The following is a 22,438-nucleotide window of genomic DNA, read 5'->3' on the forward strand; positions in this document are numbered from 1 at the left end:
GCGCTCGCCCGCCGTTTCAAACTCCGGCCGCGGCCCGGCGGCGCCTCCCGCCGCCGCGCGAGGACGAGGGAAAGGAGCGCGCGCGCATGCTGGAAGTGGAGAGGCCCGCCGACATGGCGGCCTATGTCGGCAAGAAGCTCGGCGTCAGCGACTGGTTCACGGTGGACCAGAGGACGATCGACCTCTTCGCCGAGGCCACCGGCGACCACCAGTGGATCCACGTGGACGTGGAGCGGGCGAAGCGCGAGATGCCGGGCGGCAAGACCATCGCGCACGGCTACCTGACGCTCTCGCTGCTGCCGCGCCTCACGCCGACGATCTACCGGATCAGGAACCGCTCGCGCGGGATCAACTACGGCTCGAACAAGGTCCGCTTCACCGCGCCGGTCCCCGCCGGCTCGCGCGTCCGCCTGCACCTGACGCTGAAGGCGTGCGAGCCGATCGAGGGCGGCCAGCGCCTGACCTTCGAGAACGTCATGGAGATCGAGGGCAGCGACCGGCCGGTGCTGGTCGCGGAGACGCTGTCGCAGGCGTACGACTGACGGCGGCGAGGGCGGGGAGCACGGGGATGGACGGGCAGACCGGCGCCACCATGACCGGCGCGGAGTTCCTGGCGCGCAGCATCGCGGCCTCGGGCCAGACGCACGTGTTCTTCGTGGACGCGGTGCTGCGGCGGACGCTGCTCGCGCTCAACGACCTCGGCGTGAACACGGTGCTGGCGCACACCGAGAAGGCCGCCGCCTACATGGCGGACGGCTACGCGCGCGTCTGCCGCCGCCCGGGCATCGTCGCGGCGCAGTCGGTCGGCGCGGCCAACCTCGCGGCCGGGCTGCAGGACGCCTACCTCGCCCGCACGCCTATCCTGGCGATGACCGGCCGGAAGGTGCCGGCGCACCAGCACCGCAACGCCTATCAGGAGGTGGCGCACGGGCCGCTCTTCGCGCCGGTCACCGCCTTCGGGGCCGACGTCGCGGAGGCGGCCGACCTGCCGCGGGTGCTGCGCCAGGCCTGGGCGGCCTCGGTCGCCGTGCCGCCGCGCCCCGTGCACCTCGACCTGTTCGGCCTGCAGGCGGAGGTGATCGAGACCGGCACCGTCGCCGCCGCGAAGCCGCTCGACCTCTCCGCCCTGCGCGCGCCCGCCTATCGCGCCGGGCCGGACCCCGCCGCGGTCCGCGCCGCCGCCGCGGCGCTGCGCGCGACGCCGCGCGTCGCCATCGTCGCCGGCGACGGCGCCGCCCTCTCCGGCTGCGGCGCGGAGCTGCTGGCGCTGGCGGAGGCGCTGGCGGCGCCGCTCGCCACCTCGCTCGGCGCGCGCGGCCTGGTGCCGACGCGCCATCCGCTCTGCATCGGCGTCGTCGGCAGCTACTCCGCCCCCCCGGCCAACCGCATCCTCGACGGCGCCGATCTCGTCCTGTTCGTCGGCGCCGACACCGGCGACATGCTGACCAACTACTGGCGCGTGCCCCGCCCCGGCACGCGCGCGATCCAGATAGACGCCGACCCGCTGGAGTTCGAGCGCAGCTACGCCACCGAGCACGCCCTGATCGGCGATCCCCGCGCCGTGCTGCGCGCCCTCGCCGAGGAGATCGGCCGCCCCGCGGCGCGCGACCGCGCCTATCTCGAGGACGCGCAGGCGCAGATCGCCGCCTGGCGCGAGACGATCGCGCCGCGCCTCGCGAGCGACGCCGCGCCGATAGACCCGGCGCGCCTCTGCGCCGAGATCACGGCGGCGCTGCCCGAGGACGGCATCCTCGTCGCCGACACCGGCTATTCCGGCATCTGGACCGGCACGCTGGTGGAGCTGAACGGCGCCGGCCAGACCTACCTGCGCGCCGCCGGCTCGCTCGGCTGGTCCTTCCCGGCCGCGCTCGGCGCCAAATGCGCGGCGCCGGGGCGCAAGGTGGTGTGCTGGAGCGGCGACGGCGCCTTCTACTACCACCTCGCCGAGCTGGAGACCGCCCGCCGCCGCGGCATCGCGGTGACGGTCGTGGTCAACAACAACTCCGGCTTCGGCCAGGGCTGGCCCAACCTGCGCCGCCTCGCCGGCAACCGCCCCGGCGCGGCGGAGACGCTGCTGCGCTTCGGCCCCACCGACTTCACCGCGGTCGCGCGCAGCTTCGGCCTGCGCGGCATCCGCGTCGAGCGGCCGGGGGAGATCGCCCCCGCGCTGCGCGAGGCCATCGCCTCCGACGAGACCGTCGTCGTGGACGTCGCCACCGACATCGAGGCGCGCGCGCCCGAGGCCTGGGCGCCGCCGGCGTGACCGACGACGCCGCCTCCCTCGCGGAGCGCATCCTCGCCGACGTGATGGCGCGCGACCCGGCCTCGGCGCGCGGCCTCGGCATCACCGTCGAGTGGGCCCGGCCCGGGCATGTGCGCCTCGCCTGCGTGGTGCGGCCGGAGATGGTCCACTCCCAGGGCGTCTGCCACGGCGCCTACCTGTTCGGCCTCGCCGACACGGCCTGCGCCTTCGCCGCGATGGCGCGCAACGAGTACGTGCTGACGCAGACCGCGCACGTCACCTTCCTGAGCCCGGCGCGCGCGGGCGAGCGCCTCGTCGCCGAGGCCGTGGAGGTCGCGCGCACCCGCCGCGGCGGCACCTATGACGTGCGCGTGAGCGGGCCGGACGGCCGGCTGGTGCTGCTGCTGCGCGGCCTGTGCCGGACGACCGGCCGCGCCATCCTGCCCGCCGCCGGGGCCGAAGGCTGACGGGCCGGCCGCCCCGATGCTAGGCTGCGCGGCGCGATGGGTGCCGCGATGGCCGATCCCGACTACCAGTCCCTCACCTTCCCCTACGCGCGCTCGCCGGACCAGGACGCGGCCGTGCCGGCGCGCCATCCGGTGGTGGTGGTCGGGGCCGGCCCGGTCGGCCTCGCCGCGGCCGTGGACCTCGCGCGCCAGGGGGTGCGCGTGCTGCTGCTCGACGAGGACGAGCGGCTCTCCGCCGGTTCGCGCGCCATCTGCTTCGCCAAGCGCACCCTCGAGATCTTCGACCGGCTCGGCTGCGGCGACCGCATGGTGGCCAAGGGCGTGGGGTGGAAGACCGGCAAGGTCTTCTTCCGCGACGCGCCGGTCTACGCCTTCGACCTGCTGCCGGAGAGCGGCCACGAGCGCCCCGCCTTCATCAACCTGCAGCAGTACTACGTCGAGGGCTACCTCCTCGACCGCGCGCGGGAGCTGCCGGACCTCGAGATCCGCTGGAGGAACCGCGTCAGCGGCATCGCCCCGGACGCGGACGGCGTGACGCTGACGGTGACGACGCCGGAGGGCGACTACCGCCTCCGCGCCGACTGGGTGGTCGCCGCCGACGGCGCGCGCAGCGGCGTCCGCGCGCTGATGGGGCTGGAGAGCAGGGGCCGCGTCTTCCGCGACCGCTTCCTGATCGCGGACGTGCGCATGTCCGCCCCCTTCCCCGCCGAGCGCCGCTTCTGGTTCGACCCGCCCTTCCACCCCGGCCAGTCGGTGCTGCTGCACCGCCAGCCGGACGACGTGTGGCGCATAGACTTCCAGCTCGGCTGGGACGCCGACCCGGAGGAGGAGCGCAAGCCGGAGCGCGTCATCCCGCGCATCCGCGCGCTGCTCGGCGAGGGCGTGGACTTCACGCTCCTCTGGGTCAGCGTCTACACCTTCGCCTGCCTGCGCATGGAGCGGTTCCGCCACGGCCGCGTGCTGTTCGCGGGCGACGCCGCGCACGGCGTCTCGCCCTTCGGCGCGCGGGGCGCCAATTCGGGCATCCAGGACGCGGAGAACCTGGCCTGGAAGCTCGCCCTGGTGCTCAAGGGCAAGGCGCCGGAGCGGCTGCTCGACAGCTACGACGCCGAGCGCGTGCCGGCGGCGGACGAGAACATCCTGAACTCCACGCGCAGCACCGACTTCATCACGCCGAAGAGCGAGGTCAGCCGCACCTTCCGCGACGCCGTGCTGCGCCTCGCCCGCGACTGCGCCTTCGCGCGCCGGCTGGTGAACAGCGGGCGGCTCTCCGTGCCCGCGACGCTCCGGGACTCGCCGCTCAACACGCCGGACGAGGAGCCCTTCGCCGGCGCGATGGTGCCGGGCGCGCCGGTCGCCGACGCGCCGGTCGGCGTCGGCGGGCGGCCCTCCTGGTTCCTGCGGCACATCGGCGACGCCTTCGTCCTGCTCCACTTCCTCGGCCCCGACGACCCGCCGCCCGAGGCGCTGCGCGTCCTCGCCGCGGAGAGCGACGTCCCCCTCCGCCCGCTGGTGGTCGCGCCGGCCGGGAGCGGCCCGGCGGCGCCCCCGGGCATCGCCGCGGTCGAGGACACGGAGGGCCTGCTCGCGGCGCGCCTCGACGCCCGGCCGGGCACCACCTATCTCCTGCGTCCGGACCAGCACGTCTGCGCGCGCTGGCGCCGCCTGGACCCGCCCCGGGTCCGCGCCGCCCTCGCGCGCGCCACGGGCCATGCGTGAGGACCGCGCCGCGATGGCGACGCTGAACACCGAGCCCAACATCGCCGACGCCGACGCCTTCTACGAGGCGCTGATCGAGATGCACCGCGACCTGACGCCGGAGCAGAGCGCGGCGGCGAACGCGGCGCTGATCCTGCTGCTCGCCAACCAGGTCGGCGACCTCGAGGTGCTGCGCCAGGCGATGGCGAAGGCGCGGGCGACCGTCGCCGCCGACTGATCCGCAGGGAAGGGAACCGCCATGCCGGGCTTCGCCAGCACCAACGACCTCGCCGACAAGACCGTCTCCTTCGACGAGCTCGGCCCCGGCCTCTACGGCTACACCGCGGAGGGCGACCCGAATTCCGGCGTCGTGGTCGGCGACGAGTCCGTCCTGGTGGTGGACGCGCAGGCGACCCCGGCCCTCGCGGAGCAGGTCATCGCCCGCATCCGCGCCGTCACCGACAAGCCGATCCGCCACCTCGTGCTGACGCACTACCACGCGGTGCGCGTGCTCGGCGCCTCCGCCTATGCGGGGGCCGAGATCATCGCCTCCGACGTGACGCGGGAGCTGATCGCCGAGCGCGGCCGGCAGGACATGGACAGCGAGATCGGCCGCTTCCCGCGCCTGTTCCGCGGCAGGGAGGGCATCCCGGGCCTCACCTGGCCGCACCTGACCTTCCACCGGCGCATGACGCTCTGGATGGGCCGGCGCGAGGTGCAGATCATCCACATCGGCCGCAGCCACACCGCCGGCGACACCGTGGTGTGGCTGCCGCAGGACCGCGTCCTCTTCGCCGGCGACACGGTGGAGTACGGCGCGACACCGTACTGCGGCGACGCGCACTTCGCCGACTGGCCGACCACCCTCGCCGCCGTGCAGGCGCTGGGCGCGGAGCGCATGGTGCCGGGTCGCGGCCGCAGCCTGATGAGCCGCGCGGAGGTGGAGGAGGCCATCGCCGGCACCGCCGCCTTCACCTCCGACCTGTTCGCGATCGTCAGGCGCGGCGTCGCCCGCGGCGCCCCGCTCAAGGAGGTCTACGACGAGGCGATGGCCGCGCTGCGCCCGAGATACGGGTCGTGGGTGATCTTCGAGCACAGCATGCCGTTCAACGTCAGCCGCGCCTACGACGAGGCGAAGGGCCTCGACCGCCCGCGCATCTGGACCGCCGAGCGCGACCTCGAGATGTGGCGCGCGCTGGAGCGCGGCGAGGCCGCGAACCCGGCGGAGGCGGGATAGGAGGCAGGTGTCGCCATGAACGTCATCGGCCAGGCCCAGCCGGCGCGCACCGGCACCGCGGAGCCGGGCTACATGTCCGGCTTCGGCAACAGCTTCGAGAGCGAGGCGCTGCCCGGCGCGCTCCCCGTCGGCCGCAACTCGCCGCAGCGATGCGCCTACGGGCTCTACGCGGAGCAGCTCAGCGGCTCGCCCTTCACCGCGCCGCGCGCGGCGAACGAGCGCTCGTGGCTCTACCGCATCCGCCCGACCGTGCGCCACATCGGACGCTTCGCCAGGAGCGACGCGGCGCCGCTCTGGCGCACCGCGCCGTGCGCCGAGGCCGAGCTGCCGATCCAGCCGCTGCGCTGGGGGCCGGTCCCGATCCCGGAGGAGAGGCTCTCCTTCCTCGAGGGCATGCGCACCGTCACCACCGCCGGCGACGCCGCCGCGCAGGAGGGCATGGCCGCGCACGTCTACCTCGCCACGCGCTCGATGGAGGACGAGTACTTCTGGAACGCCGACGGCGAGATGCTGATCGTGCCGCAGCAGGGCCGGCTGCGCCTGCGCACCGAGTTCGGCGTCATCGACATCGCCCCGGGCGAGATCGCCGTCATCCCCCGCGGCGTGAAGTTCTGCGCCGAGCTGCGCGGCGAGCCCGCGCGCGGCTACGTCTGCGAGAACTACGGCGGCACCTTCACCCTGCCGGAGCGCGGGCCGATCGGCGCCAACTGCCTCGCCAACCAGCGCGACTTCCTCACCCCCGTCGCCGCCTACGAGGACAGGGAGGCGCCCTCGAGGCTGCTGGTGAAGTGGGGCGGCGCCCTGTGGGCCTGCGAGATCGGCCACTCGCCGCTCGACGTCGTCGCCTGGCACGGCAACTACGCGCCCTACAAGTACGAACTGCGCCGCTACTCGCCGGTCGGCCCGATCCTGTTCGACCACGCCGACCCGTCCATCTTCACGGTGCTCACCTCCCCCTCGGGCACGCCCGGCACCGCGAACATAGACTTCGTGATCTTCCCGGAGCGCTGGATGGTGGCGGAGGACACCTTCCGCCCGCCCTGGTACCACATGAACATCATGAGCGAGTTCATGGGCCTGATCTACGGCCAGTACGACGCCAAGCCGCAGGGCTTCGTCCCCGGCGGCTTCTCGCTGCACAACTGCATGCTGCCGCACGGCCCCGACGCCGAGGCCTTCGAGGCCGCGAGCGCCGCCGAGCTCCGGCCGCACAAGCTGGCCAACACCCTCGCCTTCATGTTCGAGACGCGGCTGCCGCAGCGCGTCACCCGCTACGCCGCGGAGCTCGAGACGCTGCAGCGCGACTACCTGGACTGCTGGAAGGGCCTGAGGAAGCGCTTCGACCCGACGAAGCCGTAGGACCTCCGGGAACGCCGGGGGCGGCGCCGCTTTCCCCGCGCGGCGTCGCCCCCGGCCGAACGTCGGCGCGAGCCGTCCGCGCCGCGCAGCTCAGCCCGCGTCGCGGTCCGGTCTCGGCGCCGGCGCCGTCTCCGCGGCCTCCACGGCCGCGTCCTGCGCCTCCGCCTCGGCCGAGAACTCGAGCACCAGCGTGAACCCCACCGCGAGCAGCACCGGTCCGAGGAACAGCCCGAGGAAGCCGAAGGCGAACACGCCGCCGAGCGCCCCGAGCAGGGTCAGCAGCAGCGGCAGGTCGGCGCCGCGGCTGATCAGCAGCGGCCGGATCACGTTGTCCACCGAGGAGATGCCGAAGGCGCCGTAGAGCGCCATGAAGATCCCCCAGCCGATCCGGTCCTCGACGAACAGCCAGATCGCCGCCGGGATCCAGACCAGCGGCGCGCCGACCGGGAAGATCGAGAGCGCCCCCGCCACCACGCCGAGCAGCACCGGCTGCGGCACGCCGGCGAGCCAGAGGCCGAGCGCGGTCAGGATCCCCTGCGCCACCGCCGTCCCGATCAGCCCGTAGACGACGCCGCGGGTGACGTTTCCGGTCAGGACCAGCAGCCGCTGCGCCCGCGCCCCGCCCACGCGCCCGATCATCCGCGACGCCCGTTGCGCCATCGCCTCGCCGTCGCGGTAGAAGAAGAAGGCGAGCAGGATCGCGAGCAGCAGCTCCGCCACCCCGGACAGCACGGCGAGCAGCACCGTGAGCACGGCCGAGGCGATGGTCCCCGCATAGGGCCTCAGCAGGTTCGCCAGCCCCGACAGGTCGAAGGCGAATCCTGCCATCCAGTCGCGGAGGAAGTCGCCCACATAGGGCAGGCCGGCAAGCCACGCGCCGAGGCCGGGCATCCCGGCCGTCAGCAGCGCCTCGACCTGGGCGCGCAGCGCCTCCACCTCCTCGCGGCTGGTCGGCGCGGCGAAGACGATCGGCAGGCCGACCAGCAGCATCTCCGCCGTCACCATCACCCCGGCCGCGAAGCCGGGCGAGAGGCGCGCCCGGTCGCGGAGGAACCGGTAGGCCGGCCAAGTGGAGAAGGCGAGGATCGCCGCCCAGAGCAGCGCGGAGAGGAAGGGCCACAGCACCAGCAGGCAGCCGACGCCGAGCGCGAGCAGCGCCAGCAGGCCGATCAGGCGGGCGGGGCGGAGCGACTCCACCTCGGAGGACGGGTGCATTCGGCCGGATCTCCTGCGCCGCTTCCGGCCGCTCCGCGACGCCGCGCGCGTCGCGGCGGAGCGGGATCGGCGGCGCGGGCGCGATTCGCCGCGCAGCTTGCCAAACCGCGGCCGATCGCGCACCGGGCCGCCCCGCGACGCTGGCGCGCAGGCCGCGCCGGGGCTAGCGTGCGCCCGCCCCCGCGCCGCGCGCGGAACGAGGGAGGATCGCCGGGCATGCCGCGCTTCGCCGCCAATCTCTCCATGATGTTCACCGAGGCGCCGTTCCTCGACCGCTTCGCCCTGGCCGCCAGGGCCGGCTTCAAGGCGGTGGAGTTCCTCTTCCCCTACGAGCATCCGGCGGCCGAGATCGCGAAGCGCCTCGCCGACAACGGACTGCGGCAGGTGCTGTTCAACCTCCCGCCCGGCGACTGGGCCAGGGGCGAGCGCGGCCTCGCCGCCCTGCCCGACCGCCGGGGCGAATTCCGCGAGGCGCTGGCCAGGGCGCTCGACTACGCCGCCGCCCTCTCCTGCCCGCGGCTGCACGTGATGGCGGGGCTGAGGCCGGAAGGCGTGCCCCACGACACCCTGCTCGCCACCTTCGCGGCCAATCTCGACCGGGCGGCGGAGGAATGCGCCAAGGCGGGCGTCAAGCCGGTGATCGAGCCGATCAACCACCGCGACATCCCGGGCTACTTCCTCAACACCACCGACCAGGCGGCGGCGATCATCCGCGCCCTCGGCCCGGAGCGGATCGGGATGCAGTTCGACCTCTACCACTGCCAGGTCACCGAGGGCGATCTCGTCAGGCGCGTCGAGAGGCACCTGCCGCTGATCGCGCACATGCAGGTCGCCGACACCCCGGGCCGCAACGAGCCCGGCACCGGCGAGGTCAACTGGCCCTTCGTGTTCCGCCGCATTGACGAACTCGGCTACCGCGGCTGGATCGGCTGCGAGTACCGCCCGGCGGGCGAGACCACGGCCGGCCTCGGCTGGTTCGCGCCCTACCGGAACGAGACCTGATCCGCGACAGGGAACCCCGCACGCCATGAAGATCGGATTCATCGGCCTCGGCATCATGGGCAAGCCGATGGCGCTGCACCTGAGGAACGCCGGCCACGCGCTGTTCGTGCCCGAGCGCCGGAGCCTCACCGACGAGATCCGCGCCGCCGCCACCGTCCTGCCCGACGCCACCGCCATCGCGCGCGAGGCCGAGGCGATCATCCTCATGGTCCCCGACACGCCCGACGTGGAGGCCGTGCTGTTCGGCCCGGGCGGCGTCGAGGCCGGGCTCTCGCCCGGCAAGCTGGTGATCGACATGTCCTCGATCAGCCCGACGGCGACCAGGGAATTCGCCAGGCGCATCAACGCCAGGGGCTGCGACTACCTCGACGCCCCCGTCTCCGGCGGCGAGGTCGGCGCGAAGCAGGCCACGCTCACCATCATGGTCGGCGGGCCGCCGCGCGCCTTCGAGCGCGCGAAGCCGCTGTTCGAGGCGATGGGCAAGAACATCACCCTGGTCGGCGAGGAGAACGGCGCCGGCCAGACCTGCAAGGTCGCCAACCAGATCGTCGTCGCCCTCACCATCGAGGCGGTGGCGGAGGCGCTGACCTTCGCCGCCAAGGCCGGCGCCGACCCGGCCAAGGTGCGCCAGGCGCTGATGGGGGGCCTCGCCACCTCCCGCATCCTCGAGCTGCACGGGGAGCGGATGATCAAGCGCAGCTTCGCGCCCGGCTTCCGCATCCGCCTGCACCAGAAGGATCTCAACCTGGCGTTGTCGGCCGCGCGCGACCTCGGCGTGGCGCTCCCCAACACCGCCTCGACGCAGCAGCTCTTCTCGGCCGTCGCGGCGGCGGGCGGCGCCGACCTCGACCACTCCGGCCTGGTCCGGGCGCTGGAGATCCTGGCGAACCACAAGGTGGCGCCCGACCCGGCCTGAGCTGGGAAGGGCGGCCGCCCCCGGCCCGCGCTCCCCGACATTGCCCGTTGCACGCCACGGGCGAAGGCAGCAAATTCGGCTCGCGTGATTCGCGGCGAGAGTCCGTCTCGGATCGCCGGGTTGTATCTGAATTTGATCACCTGCAGGGGGTTGCATGCGGTTCGCGGATATCGGGCAGCAGTTGCGGGCCTACCGTCTGGAGTCCGGGCTGCGTGCCGAGGAGATCGCGGCCCGCCTCGGCGTCTCGCGGGCCGCCCTGTATCGCTACGAGAAGGGCGAGGTCATCAAGCTCGACACCATCCGGCGCCTCGCGGAGCTGCTGAAGATCTCGCCGCTGTCCCTGCTCGGCATCGGCGTGGACTACTTCACCCGCCCCGCCGCCTTCCAGGAGCGCCTCCGCCAGATCGAGGAGGCGGCCGACCAGATCCTGATCCTCGGCGGCGCCCTGGTCTATCAGGTCAGCACCGACGCCTTCGACGGCGCGCTGGCCGAGGCCATGGCCGAGGCCGCGGACATGCTGGGCGGCGCCGAGCGCGCGGCGGCGCGGGCCGCGGCGGACCAGGCGATGGGCCAGCTTGCCAGCCGCAAGCGGCTGCACCAGCAGCGCCGCCCGACCATCATCGGCATCCTCGCCGAGGGCGCGCTGCGGCGCATGCTGGCGGAGGGCATCGCCCCCGGCCTCGCCGTCTCCGACCGCACGCGGCAGCGCTGCCGCGACGCGGCGCGGTCCGAGGCCATGGCGATCGCGGAGCTGATGGAGACGGTGCCGATCGGGGTCCAGCTCGGCCTGTTCCCGGGCCCCGATCCGGTCGGCGGCTTCCAGGTGCTGCGCGGGCGCGAGCGGGCGCACGTGGTCGGCAACCCCTTCGCCCCGGACGCCTCGCCCACCGCGGCGATCGGCGTCGCCATGGTCACCTCGGCGGAGGAGGCGGTGTCGGTCCATCAGCGCGTGGCCGAGAACGCCTGGCGCGAGGCCCTGAAGGGCGCCGCCGCCGCCGAGCGGGTGCGGGCGCTGCTGCGGGAGACGGCCGCCGCCTAGCGGCCTGTCGGATTCCCGAGCGGCCTGAAACCGGTGATGCATGGGCGGCATGGCGCGGCTCATCCCGTGCGGCCGCGACCGGGCCTTGCTGCTGCCGCTCGTGGTGGTGGCGGCGGTGGGGCGGATGCCGGCCGGCACCGTCGCGGTGGGGCCGATCCCCGGCGGCGGGGCGCAGGACCGCCCGCGGCGGCCGCTGGCGCTGCCGATCTCCCGCCGCGCCAGCGGCATCTTCTCCTCGCGCCGGATCGAGCGGGCGACGCGCCCGACCTCGGCGTGCGCTGCGTGGCGGCGAACCCGCTCCCCGACCACGACACCCTCGCCGCCTTCACCCGCTTCCGCCTCCGCGGCCCTACCGACGCCGCCGCCGCGTGGCCCCGATCATGCCGGGCCGACGCCTGCAGCAGGCGACGCCGCCGGCGGGCAGGCTTGATGCCGCCTCCCCCCGGATCGTCATGTGCATTTCGCATGGCGGCCCGTCCGATTTCCGGAATCGCGCATGGCGCGAATCCGTTAGCATGCGAATTGTCCGACCGACTTCGTCGGACGGGGTCGTTCAGGGCGATGCCCGCCGAGGGCAGCGCCATGAACCCCTTCGTCTCCCAGACGTGAAGCCTCCCTGTTTACTCGCCCGCCAATCCCATGGGTTGGCGGGCTTCTTCTTTCGTGCCCATGGCCCCGCGGCATATGGTGGGCGCCAACGGGCCCGCTGCTCTGCCGCCGGGGCGTGCCCCCGCGAGACGGGGTGCCGATCGCAAGGGGCGGGGAGGGGCCGCGCTGCTCCCGTCCGTGCTCACGCGAGCGGCACTCGGCCCTGCGCCGCCCCCGCAATCACCTTCCCGCGAATGACCGCATGCCACTGCGCCGGCCGGCGTCGGTCGTGTCCGTCGTGTCGGCCGACACGCGCGCCCGCCGCGCGGGCTGCGCCGGCCGTGTGCCCTGCGGGTCCTTCCCTGCCCCGCGCTGTCCTGCGGTACCGCGCGACACCGGGCGGGCGACCAGGACACAGCCTTGGGTGCGATGCCGGTCCCGTCGGCGGAGGGACCGGTCAGGCACGAGCATCACGCCGGAATCGTCAGCTTCGCCGAGGCGGAGGCCAGGGCCGCCCAGCGACACATCGAGCGGGAGACGGAACGCGCTGAGCGTGATGGCGACGACGGACGGCGACCGGATCGAGTTCGCCCTCGCCCGATCTGGCGCGGGCGGACGCGACACGGCGCGGTCCGCCCCCCTGGGGGCGCGTCCGCGGACACGCCCTGTCCGGTCCGGCCGCGTGTCCGGCCGGGCCTGGCCGGTGGAAGCAGGCAGCGCGGCGGACGATGCCGGCCGGGGCAGCGGGGTGCCCCTGCCACCGCCCCCCGTTGCCCCGTGCGCTGTGCGTCAGGACATGTCCGGTGGGTCCCTGAACTGTGCGGATTTGCGGATTTCCAACTTGCGGCCCAGGGCCTGCCCTTACGAGCGCGCCGGAACGCTCAGAGCGAGCCGCCGCAGGCGACGAGCAGCGCGATGGCGCAGGCCGGCTCGCGCCAACCGGACGCCGGACAGGGCAAGGACGAGTGCGCGGCGGCCTCGCCCCGCCCGCGGGGCTGGAGCGCATGCCGCGCGTCAGCCCCGATCCGACGCGAGGAGAAGATGCCGCTGGCGCGGCGGGAGATCGGCAGCGCCAGCGGCCGCCGCGGGCGGTCCTGCGCCCCGCCGCGGGGATCGGCCCCACCGCGACGGTGCCGGCCGGCATCCGCCCCACCGCCGCCACCACCACGAGCGGCAGCAGCAAGGCCCGGTCGCGGCCGCACGGGATGAGCCGCGCCATGCCGCCCATGCATCACCGGTTTCAGGCCGCTCGGGAATCCGACAGGCCGCCAGAGCCGTTTTCGCTCGGCCGTGCCCGCGGCAACGGCTCCCGCGCGTCCCGATCCACGCTCCCGGCCGTTTCCAGCCGTCCGCGATCGGCCCTAGCTCCCAAAGGCGGCCAGCTCCGCCACGAGGAAATCGCGGAACACGGCCACCCGCTTGGAGTGGCGCATCTCCTCGGGGTAGACGAAGTAGGCCTCGATCCGCGGCGCCTTGAGGTCCGGCAGCACCTGGATGAGATCGTCGAGCTCCGGGCCCATGTAGTCGGGCAGCGCGGCGAGCCCCAGGCCGCTCCGCACCGCCAGCAGCATCGCCGGCAGCGAGTTCACCTCGACCGCTCCGCGCCGCGGCGTCCCGGGGCGGCGGCCCGTCTCGGAGAGCCAGTTCACGCTCTCGATGGGCGGGCGGTAGTCGCCGTAGATGATCAGGCGGTGCGCGTCGAGATCCTCGGCCCGCTGCGGGATGCCCGCCCTCTTGAGATACTCGGCGGAGCCGCAGACCTTGTAGCCGAAGGTCGCGACGTGGCGCTGGATCAGATCCGGCTGGCGCGGCGGATGCATGCGGATCGCCACGTCCGCCTCGCGCATGGCGAGGTCGAGGTCGGCGTCGTCGAGCAGCAGCGTCAGCGTCACCTCCGGGTACATGTCGAGGAAGCGCTTCAGCCGCGGGGCGAGCCAGGTGGCGCCGAAGCCCGTGGTGGTGGTGACCTTGAGGCGCCCCGCCGGACGCTCGCGGCTCTCGGTGAGCAGCGCCTCGGTCATGGCGAGCTTGGCGAACACCTCGCGCACGGTGCGATAGAGGTTCTCGCCCGCCTCGGTCAGGATCAGGCCGCGGGCGTGGCGGTGGAAGAGCGGGACCTGCAGCGCCTCCTCGAGCGCCTGGATCTGGCGCGAGACGGCGGACTGGCTGAGGTTCAGCGTCTCGCCCGCATGCGTGAAGCTGCCGGCCTCGGCGACGGCGTGGAAGACGCGCAGCTTGTCCCAGTCGAGCGGCATCCCGGCCCCATTCCCCTCGGATCACTCGGCGGCGCAGGAGGCCGAGGCCGGCGCGTCGGCCGGCCGGTGGGCGAGCCACTTCTCGGCCTCCAGCGCGGCCATGCAGCCGGTGCCGGCGGCGGTGACGGCCTGGCGGAAGACCTTGTCCTGCACGTCCCCGGCGGCGAAGACGCCCTCGACGCTGGTGCGCGTCGAGCCGGGGGTGGTGCGGATGTAGCCCTCCGCGTCCATGTCGAGCTGGCCCCTGAACAGCGCCGTCGCCGGGTCGTGGCCGATGGCGACGAACACGCCGTCCACGGCGAGTTCGCTCGCCTCGCCCGTCTTGACGTTGCGCAGCGCGAGGCCGCGCACGGCGCGGATCTTGCCCTCCGAGGCCAGGACGCGCTCGGCCACCGTGTCCCAGAGGACGCGGATGTTCTCCCGCGCGAACAGGCGCTGCTGCAGGATCTTCTCCGCCCGCAGCGCGTCGCGGCGGTGGATCAGGGTGACGCCCTTCGCGAGGTTGGCGAGGTAGAGCGCCTCCTCGACCGCGGTGTTGCCGCCGCCGATCACGGCGACCTCCTTGCCGCGGAAGAAGAAGCCGTCGCAGGTGGCGCAGGCGGAGACGCCGAAGCCGGACAATTCCTTCTCGCCCGGGATGCCGAGCCAGCGCGCCTGGGCGCCGGTGGCGATGACCAGCGCGTCGCCCTCGTAAAGCGCGCCCGAATCCCCCTCGCAGCGGAAGGGCCGGCGCGAGAGGTCCGCCCTGACGATCACGTCCTGCGCGATCGTGGCGCCGACATGCTCGGCCTGGGCCTGCATCTGCTCCATCAGCCAGGGCCCCTGGATGGGCTGGGCGAAGCCCGGGTAGTTCTCGACGTCCGTGGTGAGGGTGAGTTGCCCGCCGGGCTGCAGCCCGGCGACGACGAGCGGACCGAGCCCGGCGCGCGCGCCGTAGATCGCCGCCGTGTAGCCGGCCGGGCCGGCGCCGAGGATCAGCAGGCGCGTGCGGTGCAGGACGGGGGCGGCGGCACTCTGGGACAAGGGGGGGACCTCGGGGGTGCTGGCGGGTCTGTCTCGGTCGGTCGGCCGAAGGGCCGCCGGAGCATATCGGCCGGCGCACCGATTCCCACAACCCGGAGGGCTCGATGGCGCGGCCTTGAACCCGCGGCGGCCAGCAAGGATATTGCGTCCGACCCGTCCCGCCGAGCAACGAATGAGACATCCTCCCCCGCACCACGCTCCGCCCTCCGCCGAGCCGCCCCTCGCGCTGGACGAGGCGGACCGGCGCATCCTCGCCGAACTCCAGGCCGAGGGGCGGATGACCAATGTCGAGCTGGCGCGCCGGGTGGGGCTCTCGGCGCCGCCCTGCCTGCGCCGGGTGCGGCGGCTGGAGGAGGCGGGGGTGATCCGCGGCTACCACGCCGACCTGGATCCGGCGGCGCTGGGCTGGGACGTCACCTTCTTCGCCCTGGTCGGCCTCGAGAGCCAGAAGGAGAGCGTGCTGCGCGCGTTCGAGGCGATGGTGGCGGAGTGGCCGGAGGTGCGGGAGTGCCACATGATCCGCGGCGGCGGCGACTTCCTGCTGCGCCTGGTGGCGCGTGACACGGCGCACGAGAACGCGCTGACGGCACGGCTGACCGGCGCGGCGATGGTCAGCCGCGTGCAGACCCTGCAGACGATCCGCACCAGCAAGGACCTGACGGGGGTGCCGGTGGAGGGGTAGGCGCCGGCGGGCCCGGGGCTGACGCATCCCGGTCGGCGCGCCGGAGGGCGCGGCGCCATCGCCGTCGCGGAGCGCGAGGATCCGGCCCGGGTGGCCGCCCCGCCGGCCGCGACCGGGGAGCCCGGCGGCGGGCGGCGAACGACCGCCCGCGCCGGCATCGCGCCCCGACGGCGGACGGAGCGGAATCAGGCGTCCCTGCCGGGCGCCGGCATGCGCCCGTGGTCGTGGCGATGATGCAGATCGGGGTAGTGGGGGTGCCGGTGCACGAGGGGCTCATGCCGGTGCCAGTGGGTGTGCGGCTCCCCCGGCGGCGCCTCCGGGCCGTGCTCGTGCCGATGGTGTTCGTCGTGACGGTGCCGGTGCTCGTGTTCCAGCGCCTCGTGGACATGCTCGTGGTCGTGCCGCTCCGACAGGTGCAGCCACAGCCCCACGCCCATCAGGCAGCCCGCGGCCAGCAGCTTCGCCGAGACCGGCTCGCCCAGCAGGGCGACGGCCAGCACCGCCCCCACGAACGGCGCCAGCGAGAAGTACGCCCCGGTGCGCGCGGCGCCGAGATGGCGCAGGCCCAGCACGTAGAGGGCGAGGCTCGCGCCGTAGCCCAGGAAGCCGACGATTCCCGCGGCCAGGACGGCGCCGCCGGAGGGGAGGTCCGCGCCGCTCGCCAGGGCCAGGACCAGGTTGACCGTTCCCGCGACGAGCCCCTTCAGCATGGCGATCTGCACGGGATCGGCCGAGGACAGCCTGCGCGTCAGGTTGTTGTCGATCCCCCAGCACAGGCAGGCCCCGGCGATCAGGGCGGCGCCCCCGTCGAGGGACGCCCGCCCCTGCCAGGACAGCAGCGCGGCGCCTGCCAGGATCGCGAAGGCGCCGACCAGCAGGCGGCGGTCCACGTTCTCGCGGAACGCCAGCCAGGCGATGCCCATCGTCGCCAGGCCCTCGAGGTTGAGCAGGAGCGACGCGCTCGCCGCCTCGGTGCGGGCGAGGCCGAGCATCAGCAGCAGCGGCCCCCCGACGCCGCCCGTCAGGATCACCAGGCCGAGCCAGGGCGCGTCCGGGCGGCGCAAGGGCGCCTCGACCGCCGGAAGCCGCAGGGCCGCCCGCGACAGGTGGACGGCCGCCAGGCCGCTCCCGGCGCCGAGATAGAGCAGCCCGGCCATCAGCCAGGGGTCCACCGCGCCGAGCAGCAGCTTGGCGAAGGGCGTGCTGGCCCCGAACAGGACGGCGGACAGCAGGGCGAGGGCGACGCCGGCACGATTCATGGCGCGACCCTATCCCACCCGGACCCGCGTGTCCGCGAGGGGCCGAGGCGGGCCCAGCCGGCCACGACCGCGCCGGCGCCCGCCGGACCGCGGACGGTCCGCCCCGGCCATGCGCTGCTCCGCCGGCGGAGGAGGCGCGGGAAGGCTCCCGCGCGCCTCCACGACGCGCCGGTGACGGCCATGGCGGGGCTCGCGCGCCCGGCACCGGGGCGGCGCGCGCTGCGGCGAAGGGGACGCCGCCGCTCCCGCCGCGCCGCCGCACCGGGCGGAGGGCGCGCCGGCCCGGTCCGTGCCAGTCTGCGGGCATGAGCGAAGCACCCGCACCCGCCACCGCCGAGGACGCCATCGCCGCCCGCGTCGCCGCCCTCCCCTGGGCGCGCCTGGCGGAGGAGCTGGACGCGCAGGGCGTCGCCCCGCTCGGCCCGCTGCTGACGCCGGAGGAATGCGCCGCCCTGGTCGCGCTCTACGCGGAGGAATCGCGCTTCCGCAGCCGCGTCGTCATGGCGCGGCACGGCTTCGGGCGCGGGGAATACCGGTATTTCGCCAACCCCCTCCCGCCGCTGGTCGCCGCGCTGCGGCGCGCGCTCTACGCCCCGCTCGCGCCGATCGCGTCGCGCTGGGAGGAGACGGCGTATCCGCCGACGCTCGATGCCTTCGCCGCGCGCTGCCACGCGGCCGGACAGAGGCGGCCGACGCCGCTGCTGCTGCGCTACGGGCCGGGCGACCACAACTGCCTGCACCAGGACCTCTACGGCGCGGTCGCCTTCCCGCTGCAGGCGGTGGTGCTGCTCGGCGCGCCGGGGCGCGACTTCACCGGCGGCGAGTTCGTGCTCGCCGAGCAGCGCCCGCGCATGCAGTCGCGCGTCGAGGTGGTGCCGCTCGCGCAGGGCGAGGCGGCGGTGTTCGCGGTGCACCGCCGGCCGGTGCGGGGGACGCGCGGCACCTACCGGGTGACGATGCGCCACGGCGTCAGCCGCGTGCGCTCGGGCACGCGCTTCACGCTCGGGGTGATCTTCCACGACGCGGCGTGAGGCGGCGCGGGCGCCTACGCCGCCGCCACGCCCCGTCCCGGCACCTTGCGGCGGAAGGCGAGCGCCTCCGCCACATGCACGCGGCGCACCCTCTCCGAGCCGGCGAGGTCGGCGATGGTGCGCGCCACGCGCATCGTCCGCACGTGCCCGCGCGTCGAGAGGCCGAGCCTCGCCACCGCCGTCTCCAGCAGGCGGTCCGCCTCGGCGTCGAGCGTCGGGTGCAGGTGGCGCGCCTCCGCCTCCGCGTTGCAGGACGGGCCGTCCGGGCCGTGGCGCGCGCGCTGGCGCCCGCGCGCCGCCTGCACGCGCGCCGCGACCGCGGCCGAGGACTCGCCCGCCGGCGCGCGCGCCAGCTCGCCGGGGGCGAGCGGCATCACCTCGATCGTCAGGTCCATGCGGTCGAGCAGCGGACCCGAGAGGCGCATCTGGTAGTCCTCGCCGCAGCGCGGCGCGCGGCCGCATTCGCGGGAGGCGTCGCCGAGATGGCCGCAGCGGCAGGGATTCATCGCCGCGACGCACTGGAACCGCGCCGGATAGGTGACATGCGCGTGGACCCGGCTGATGGTGGTGCGCCCGGTCTCCATCGGCTGGCGCAGCGCCTCCAGCGCGGGGCGCGGGAATTCGGGCCACTCGTCGAGGAACAGCACGCCGCGGTGGGCGAGGCTGATCTCGCCGGGCCGGCCGCGGCTGCCGCCGCCGACCAGCGCCGCCATGGAGGCCGAATGGTGCGGCTCGCGATAGGGCGGGCGCGTGACCAGCCGCCCGTCCTCCAGCATGCCGGCGACGGAGTGGATCATGCTCACTTCCAGCGCCTCGGCCGGCGTGAGGTCCGGCAGCAGCCCCGGCAGCCGCGCGGCGAGCATGGACTTGCCCGCGCCTGGCGGGCCGACCATCAGCAGGTTGTGGCCGCCCGCCGCGGCGATCTCCAGCGCGCGCTTCGCGCTCTCCTGTCCCTTGACCTCGGAGAGGCAGGGGCCGGCGCGCGCGCCGCCGGCGGCGAGCGGCGGCGGCGAGGGCGGCGAGAGCACCTGCGCGCCGCGGAAATGGTTCAGCAGCGCCGGCAGGTCCGGCGCGGCGAGCACCTCCACCTGCCCGGCCCAGGCCGCCTCGCCGCCCTGCGCGGCGGGGCAGATCAGCCCGAGCTCGCGCGCCGAGGCGGCGAGCGCGGCGGGCAGCACGCCGGCCACCGCGTGGATCGAGCCGTCGAGCGCGAGTTCGCCGAGCGCGGCGTAGCCCGCCATCTCCTCGCGCGGCAGCAGGTCCATCGCGGCGAGGACGGCGAGCGCGATCGGCAGGTCGAAATGCGAGCCCTCCTTGGCGATGTCGGCCGGGGCGAGGTTCACCAGCAGGCGCCTGGGCGGCAGGGCGAGGCCGAGCGCGGTGAGCGCGGCGCGCACGCGCTCCCTGCTTTCCGCCACCGCCTTGTCGGGCAGGCCGACGACGAGGAAGGCGGGCAGGCCGGGGGCGAGCTGGACCTGGACCTCGACGGGGACGGCCTCGATGCCGAAAAAGGCGAAGGTGGCGACGCGCGCGATGGTCGTCATGGCGCGCCGGAGCGTGGCGCGCGGCGCGGGACGGCGGAATCCGGCGCGCGGCGCCTTGACGGCGAATTCACGCCGTCCCGGCCGGATCCCCGATCCGGAACGCGTCGGCGATCCGGCGCACCGCGCCGTCGGCGGCGACGAGCATCACGTCGAACCGCATCCCCGCCGCGCCGTGGCCCGGATTCGCCGCCAGCCACGCCTCCGCCGCCGCCATCAGCCGCGCGCGCTGGCGCGGCGCGAGCGCCGCCGCGGCCTCCGCCAGCCGCGGCCGCGCCTTCACCTCGACGAAGGCGAGCAGCCCGTCGCGCTCGGCGATCAGGTCGAGCTCGCCCGCCCCCGTGCGCACGCGGCGGGCGAGGATGGTCCAGCCCTCGCGCGCCAGCGCCGCGGCGGCGCGGGATTCGGCGGCGCGGCCGCGGGCCTCGGCGGCCTCGCGCGCCGCCCTGGCGTCGTGGCGCGGCATCGCGTTAGGGATGCCAGATCGGTCCGGAGAACGCCATGCGCCGTCGCGCCGTGACGATCCTGCTCGCTGCGCTCCTCCTCGTCCTCCCGGCGGTCCCGCGCGCGGAGCCGGTCCTCGCCCGGCGCCACATGGTCGCCGCCGCGCATCCGCTCGCCGCCGAGGCCGGGCGCGCCGTGCTGCGCGAGGGCGGCAACGCCATGGATGCGGCGGTCGCGGTGCAGATGGTCCTCACCCTCGTCGAGCCGCAGTCGAGCGGCATCGGCGGCGGCGCGCTGCTGCTGTTCTGGGACGGCGAGGCGCGCGCCCTGCACGCCTGGGACGGGCGCGAGACCGCGCCGGCCGCCGCCGCGCCGACGCTGTTCCTGCGCCCGGACGGCACGCCGATGGGCTTCCACGAGGCGGCGGTGGGGGGCCGCGCGGTCGGCGTGCCGGGGACGGTGGCGATGCTCGAGGCGGCGCATCGCGCGCATGGCCGCCTGCCCTGGGCGCGCCTCGTGGAGCCCGCCATCGCGCTGGCCGAGCGCGGCTTCCCGGTGTCCCGCCGCCTCGCCGCGGCGATCGCCGGGGAGGCCGGGCGCCTCGCCGGCGACCCCGAGGCGCGCGCGCTGTTCCTGCTGCCGGACGGCCGGCCGCTGCCGGAGGGCCACCCCCTGCGCAATCCCGCCCTCGCCGGGACGCTGCGCGCCGTCGCCGCGGGCGGGGCGGCGGCGCTGCACCGCGGCCCGATCGCGGCGGCGATCGTCGCCGCCGTGCGCGGGCACCCGACGAACCCGGGCGGCATGACGGAAGCGGACCTCGCCGCCTACGCGCCGCGCGAGCGCGCGCCGGTCTGCGCGCCCTATCGCCGCTTCCGCGTCTGCGGCTTCCCGCCGCCCTCCTCCGGCGGCGTCGCGGTGGGGCAGATCCTCGGGCTGCTCGCGCATTTCGACATGGCGGCGCTCGACCCGGGCGGGGCGGAGGCGGCGCACCTGCTGGCCGAGGCCGGCCGGCTCGCCTTCGCCGACCGCGCGCTCTACCTGGCGGATCCGGACTTCGTGCGCGTGCCGGTGCGCGGGCTGCTCGATGCCGCCTATCTCACGGTGCGCGCGCAGCTCATCGAGCGCGGCCGCGCCCTTCCCGCCCCCCGTGCCGGCAATCCGCCCTGGCGCGACGCGCGGGCGCCGGCGGCGCCGCAGCCGGCGCAGGCCGAGCACGGCACCAGCCATGTCGCGATCGTGGACGCCGCCGGCAACGCCGTGGCGATGACGACGACCATCGAGGACGTGTTCGGCGCGCGCCTCGCCGTGCGCGGCTTCATGCTGAACAACGAGCTGACCGACTTCTCCTTCCTGCCCGAGATCGCGGGCCGCCCGGTCGCCAACCGCGTGGAGGGCGGCAAGCGCCCGCGCTCCTCGATGGCGCCGACCATCGTGTTCGACGAGGCGGGGCGGCTGCACGCGGTGGTCGGCTCGCCGGGCGGGGCGCGGATCATCGGCTATGTCGCGCAGGCGCTGGTGGCGATGCTCGACTGGGAGCTGGACCCGCAGGCGGCGGTGGCATTGCCGCATGTCGGCACCCTGGGCGGGCCGGTGGAGCTGGAGGAGGGCACCGCCGCCGCGGCGCTGGCGCCGGCGCTGGCGGCGCGCGGGCACCAGGTGGAGGTGGGCCCCATGGCCTCCGGCCTGCAGGCAATCCGCGTGACGCCGCGGGGGCTGCTCGGCGGCGCCGATCCGCGGCGCGAGGGCGTGGCGCTCGGCGACTGAGGCGCGGCGCGATGGGGCGCCGCGCATCACCGGCGGGAACTGTGCCGGCACGGGCGCGTCGGCAGGCCCGAAGGAGGATCCGACCATGCGCGCCAGGATCGCCGCCTCGTCCGCACCGGCCTCGCCGCCGCGCCCTCGGCGCCTCTGGCGCAGGGATCGGAGACGCGGGAGATCGGCCACGTGAACACGGCGCTGACCAATCTCGGCCTGACACTCAGCCACCGCGCGGTGGTCGAGCGCTTCACCGATCCGGAGGTCGAGGATGTCGCCTGCTACATCAGCCAGGCGCGCACCGGCAGGCTCTCGGGCATGGTCGGGCTGGCGGAGGACCCGGCGCGCTTCTCGCTCTCCTGCGCCGCGACCGGGCCGGTGCGCGCCTCCGAGCGGGCGCGGCGCGGGGAGCGCGGGCAGCAGGTCTACGAGAGCCGGACCTCGGTCTTCTTCAAGGAGACGCGCGTGCACCGCTTCCTCGACAAGGAGCGGGGCGCGGTGGTCTACCTCACCTGGTCCAAGAAGCTGGTGGACGGTTCGCCGTTCAACGCGATGGCAGCGGTGCCGCTCGCCTCCTCCGCGGCGGCGCCCGAGGCCGCGGCGCAAGCGGAGCGCGATCGGCCCTAGCGGCCTGTCGGATTCCCGTGCGGCCGGAGATGGTCCAAGCTGGCGTGCATGACGCGGT

At 75.1% G+C, this 22,438-nt stretch carries 21 protein-coding genes; 15 read left to right on the plus strand and 6 right to left on the minus strand.

Annotation, left to right across the window (positions count from 1 at the left end; translation table 11 throughout):
* The first annotated feature begins 86 nt into the window (after positions 1–86).
* From IEX99_RS19045 to hmgA, 7 genes are read left to right on the plus strand one after another with little or no spacing between them, the layout of a single operon-like run.
* On the plus strand, positions 87–542 hold the full coding sequence (locus IEX99_RS19045) for a MaoC family dehydratase (protein ID WP_188903231.1): 456 nt from the start codon (positions 87–89) through the stop codon (positions 540–542).
* A gap of 26 nt (positions 543–568) precedes the next feature.
* Positions 569–2,263 (plus strand): thiamine pyrophosphate-binding protein, encoded by a 1,695-nt coding sequence (locus IEX99_RS19050; RefSeq protein WP_188903233.1) that lies wholly within the window; start codon positions 569–571, stop codon positions 2,261–2,263.
* Positions 2,260–2,709 carry a hotdog fold thioesterase gene (locus IEX99_RS19055; RefSeq protein WP_188903235.1) on the plus strand — a complete coding sequence of 150 codons (450 nt, stop codon included), beginning with the start codon at positions 2,260–2,262 and terminating at the stop codon, positions 2,707–2,709. The genes IEX99_RS19050 and IEX99_RS19055 overlap by 4 nt, the downstream gene beginning before the upstream one ends.
* Before the next feature lie 48 nt (positions 2,710–2,757).
* On the plus strand, positions 2,758–4,428 hold the full coding sequence (locus IEX99_RS19060) for an FAD-dependent oxidoreductase (RefSeq protein ID WP_188903237.1): 1,671 nt from the start codon (positions 2,758–2,760) through the stop codon (positions 4,426–4,428).
* A 13-nt stretch (positions 4,429–4,441) separates the two neighbouring features.
* Positions 4,442–4,645: a DUF2783 domain-containing protein gene (locus IEX99_RS19065; protein WP_188903239.1), complete on the plus strand. Its 204-nt coding sequence runs from the start codon at positions 4,442–4,444 to the stop codon at positions 4,643–4,645.
* A 21-nt stretch (positions 4,646–4,666) separates the two neighbouring features.
* Entirely contained in the window at positions 4,667–5,644 is a 978-nt protein-coding gene (locus IEX99_RS19070; protein WP_188903242.1) for an MBL fold metallo-hydrolase, read from the plus strand.
* A gap of 15 nt (positions 5,645–5,659) precedes the next feature.
* Positions 5,660–7,003: a homogentisate 1,2-dioxygenase gene (hmgA, locus tag IEX99_RS19075; RefSeq protein ID WP_188903244.1), complete on the plus strand. Its 1,344-nt coding sequence runs from the start codon at positions 5,660–5,662 to the stop codon at positions 7,001–7,003.
* A 90-nt stretch (positions 7,004–7,093) separates the two neighbouring features.
* Here hmgA and IEX99_RS19080 read toward each other — a convergent pair whose 3' ends face one another.
* Positions 7,094–8,218, minus strand: a complete 1,125-nt coding sequence (locus IEX99_RS19080; RefSeq protein WP_188903246.1) for an AI-2E family transporter — start codon at positions 8,216–8,218, stop codon at positions 7,094–7,096.
* A 216-nt stretch (positions 8,219–8,434) separates the two neighbouring features.
* Here IEX99_RS19080 and otnI point away from each other — a divergent pair, with 216 nt between their 5' ends.
* The 4 genes from otnI (at position 8,435) to IEX99_RS19100 (ending at position 11,605) form a co-directional block, all read left to right on the plus strand.
* A complete protein-coding gene (gene otnI, locus IEX99_RS19085) occupies positions 8,435–9,220 on the plus strand; it encodes a 2-oxo-tetronate isomerase (RefSeq protein WP_188903248.1) in 786 nt (261 codons plus the stop codon).
* A 25-nt stretch (positions 9,221–9,245) separates the two neighbouring features.
* Positions 9,246–10,136 carry a 2-hydroxy-3-oxopropionate reductase gene (locus IEX99_RS19090; protein WP_188903250.1) on the plus strand — a complete coding sequence of 297 codons (891 nt, stop codon included), beginning with the start codon at positions 9,246–9,248 and terminating at the stop codon, positions 10,134–10,136.
* A 154-nt stretch (positions 10,137–10,290) separates the two neighbouring features.
* A complete protein-coding gene (locus IEX99_RS19095; protein ID WP_188903252.1) occupies positions 10,291–11,175 on the plus strand; it encodes a helix-turn-helix domain-containing protein in 885 nt (294 codons plus the stop codon).
* A 49-nt stretch (positions 11,176–11,224) separates the two neighbouring features.
* On the plus strand, positions 11,225–11,605 hold the full coding sequence (locus IEX99_RS19100; protein ID WP_188903254.1) for a hypothetical protein: 381 nt from the start codon (positions 11,225–11,227) through the stop codon (positions 11,603–11,605).
* 1,519 nt (positions 11,606–13,124) lie between these two features.
* On the opposite strand, the gene IEX99_RS19105 is transcribed toward IEX99_RS19100, so the two are convergent.
* Positions 13,125–14,018 (minus strand): LysR family transcriptional regulator, encoded by an 894-nt coding sequence (locus tag IEX99_RS19105; protein ID WP_188903256.1) that lies wholly within the window; start codon positions 14,016–14,018, stop codon positions 13,125–13,127.
* 21 nt (positions 14,019–14,039) lie between these two features.
* Positions 14,040–15,041: a thioredoxin-disulfide reductase gene (gene trxB / locus IEX99_RS19110; RefSeq protein WP_229678146.1), complete on the minus strand. Its 1,002-nt coding sequence runs from the start codon at positions 15,039–15,041 to the stop codon at positions 14,040–14,042.
* 172 nt (positions 15,042–15,213) lie between these two features.
* Between trxB and IEX99_RS19115 the strand changes: the two genes are divergently transcribed.
* The gene (locus IEX99_RS19115; RefSeq protein ID WP_188903260.1) at positions 15,214–15,723 is read left to right on the plus strand and encodes an Lrp/AsnC family transcriptional regulator; all 510 of its coding nucleotides are present in this window, start codon (positions 15,214–15,216) and stop codon (positions 15,721–15,723) included.
* A 185-nt stretch (positions 15,724–15,908) separates the two neighbouring features.
* Here IEX99_RS19115 and IEX99_RS19120 read toward each other — a convergent pair whose 3' ends face one another.
* Entirely contained in the window at positions 15,909–16,982 is a 1,074-nt protein-coding gene (locus IEX99_RS19120; RefSeq protein WP_188903262.1) for a DMT family transporter, read from the minus strand.
* A 305-nt stretch (positions 16,983–17,287) separates the two neighbouring features.
* Here IEX99_RS19120 and IEX99_RS19125 point away from each other — a divergent pair, with 305 nt between their 5' ends.
* Entirely contained in the window at positions 17,288–18,013 is a 726-nt protein-coding gene (locus tag IEX99_RS19125) for a 2OG-Fe(II) oxygenase (protein WP_188903264.1), read from the plus strand.
* 14 nt (positions 18,014–18,027) lie between these two features.
* Here the strand turns inward: IEX99_RS19125 and IEX99_RS19130 are convergent, their stop codons facing one another.
* Positions 18,028–19,557: a YifB family Mg chelatase-like AAA ATPase gene (locus IEX99_RS19130; RefSeq protein ID WP_188903266.1), complete on the minus strand. Its 1,530-nt coding sequence runs from the start codon at positions 19,555–19,557 to the stop codon at positions 18,028–18,030.
* 67 nt (positions 19,558–19,624) lie between these two features.
* Complete coding sequence (locus tag IEX99_RS19135) at positions 19,625–20,020, minus strand: YraN family protein (protein ID WP_188903268.1); 396 nt, start codon at positions 20,018–20,020, stop codon at positions 19,625–19,627.
* Positions 20,021–20,055: 35 nt separating this feature from the next.
* On the opposite strand from IEX99_RS19135, the gene ggt reads away from it, so the two are divergent.
* Both ggt and IEX99_RS19145 read left to right on the plus strand, forming a co-directional pair.
* The gene (ggt, locus tag IEX99_RS19140) at positions 20,056–21,762 is read left to right on the plus strand and encodes a gamma-glutamyltransferase (RefSeq protein ID WP_188903270.1); all 1,707 of its coding nucleotides are present in this window, start codon (positions 20,056–20,058) and stop codon (positions 21,760–21,762) included.
* 180 nt (positions 21,763–21,942) lie between these two features.
* On the plus strand, positions 21,943–22,380 hold the full coding sequence (locus IEX99_RS19145) for a CreA family protein (protein ID WP_229678147.1): 438 nt from the start codon (positions 21,943–21,945) through the stop codon (positions 22,378–22,380).
* The last annotated feature ends 58 nt before the right edge of the window (positions 22,381–22,438 follow it).

This window comes from Caldovatus sediminis (assembly GCF_014644455.1).
GTDB classification, from domain to species: domain Bacteria; phylum Pseudomonadota; class Alphaproteobacteria; order Acetobacterales; family Acetobacteraceae; genus Caldovatus; species Caldovatus sediminis.

What these genes read in the sequence shown, in the direction of transcription:
- IEX99_RS19045 (WP_188903231.1), top strand. Translation starts at nt 87, where the DNA reads ATGCTGGAAGTGGAGAGGCCCGCCGACATGGCGGCCTATGTCGGCAAG.
- IEX99_RS19050 (WP_188903233.1), top strand. Translation starts at nt 569, where the DNA reads ATGGACGGGCAGACCGGCGCCACCATGACCGGCGCGGAGTTCCTGGCG.
- IEX99_RS19060 (WP_188903237.1), top strand. Translation starts at nt 2,758, where the DNA reads ATGGCCGATCCCGACTACCAGTCCCTCACCTTCCCCTACGCGCGCTCG.
- IEX99_RS19065 (WP_188903239.1), top strand. Translation starts at nt 4,442, where the DNA reads ATGGCGACGCTGAACACCGAGCCCAACATCGCCGACGCCGACGCCTTC.
- IEX99_RS19070 (WP_188903242.1), top strand. Translation starts at nt 4,667, where the DNA reads ATGCCGGGCTTCGCCAGCACCAACGACCTCGCCGACAAGACCGTCTCC.
- hmgA (WP_188903244.1), top strand. Translation starts at nt 5,660, where the DNA reads ATGAACGTCATCGGCCAGGCCCAGCCGGCGCGCACCGGCACCGCGGAG.
- IEX99_RS19080 (WP_188903246.1), bottom strand. Translation starts at nt 8,218, where the DNA reads ATGCACCCGTCCTCCGAGGTGGAGTCGCTCCGCCCCGCCCGCCTGATC.
- otnI (WP_188903248.1), top strand. Translation starts at nt 8,435, where the DNA reads ATGCCGCGCTTCGCCGCCAATCTCTCCATGATGTTCACCGAGGCGCCG.
- IEX99_RS19090 (WP_188903250.1), top strand. Translation starts at nt 9,246, where the DNA reads ATGAAGATCGGATTCATCGGCCTCGGCATCATGGGCAAGCCGATGGCG.
- IEX99_RS19095 (WP_188903252.1), top strand. Translation starts at nt 10,291, where the DNA reads ATGCGGTTCGCGGATATCGGGCAGCAGTTGCGGGCCTACCGTCTGGAG.
- IEX99_RS19100 (WP_188903254.1), top strand. Translation starts at nt 11,225, where the DNA reads ATGGCGCGGCTCATCCCGTGCGGCCGCGACCGGGCCTTGCTGCTGCCG.
- IEX99_RS19105 (WP_188903256.1), bottom strand. Translation starts at nt 14,018, where the DNA reads ATGCCGCTCGACTGGGACAAGCTGCGCGTCTTCCACGCCGTCGCCGAG.
- IEX99_RS19115 (WP_188903260.1), top strand. Translation starts at nt 15,214, where the DNA reads ATGAGACATCCTCCCCCGCACCACGCTCCGCCCTCCGCCGAGCCGCCC.
- IEX99_RS19120 (WP_188903262.1), bottom strand. Translation starts at nt 16,982, where the DNA reads ATGAATCGTGCCGGCGTCGCCCTCGCCCTGCTGTCCGCCGTCCTGTTC.
- IEX99_RS19125 (WP_188903264.1), top strand. Translation starts at nt 17,288, where the DNA reads ATGAGCGAAGCACCCGCACCCGCCACCGCCGAGGACGCCATCGCCGCC.
- IEX99_RS19130 (WP_188903266.1), bottom strand. Translation starts at nt 19,557, where the DNA reads ATGACGACCATCGCGCGCGTCGCCACCTTCGCCTTTTTCGGCATCGAG.
- IEX99_RS19135 (WP_188903268.1), bottom strand. Translation starts at nt 20,020, where the DNA reads ATGCCGCGCCACGACGCCAGGGCGGCGCGCGAGGCCGCCGAGGCCCGC.
- ggt (WP_188903270.1), top strand. Translation starts at nt 20,056, where the DNA reads ATGCGCCGTCGCGCCGTGACGATCCTGCTCGCTGCGCTCCTCCTCGTC.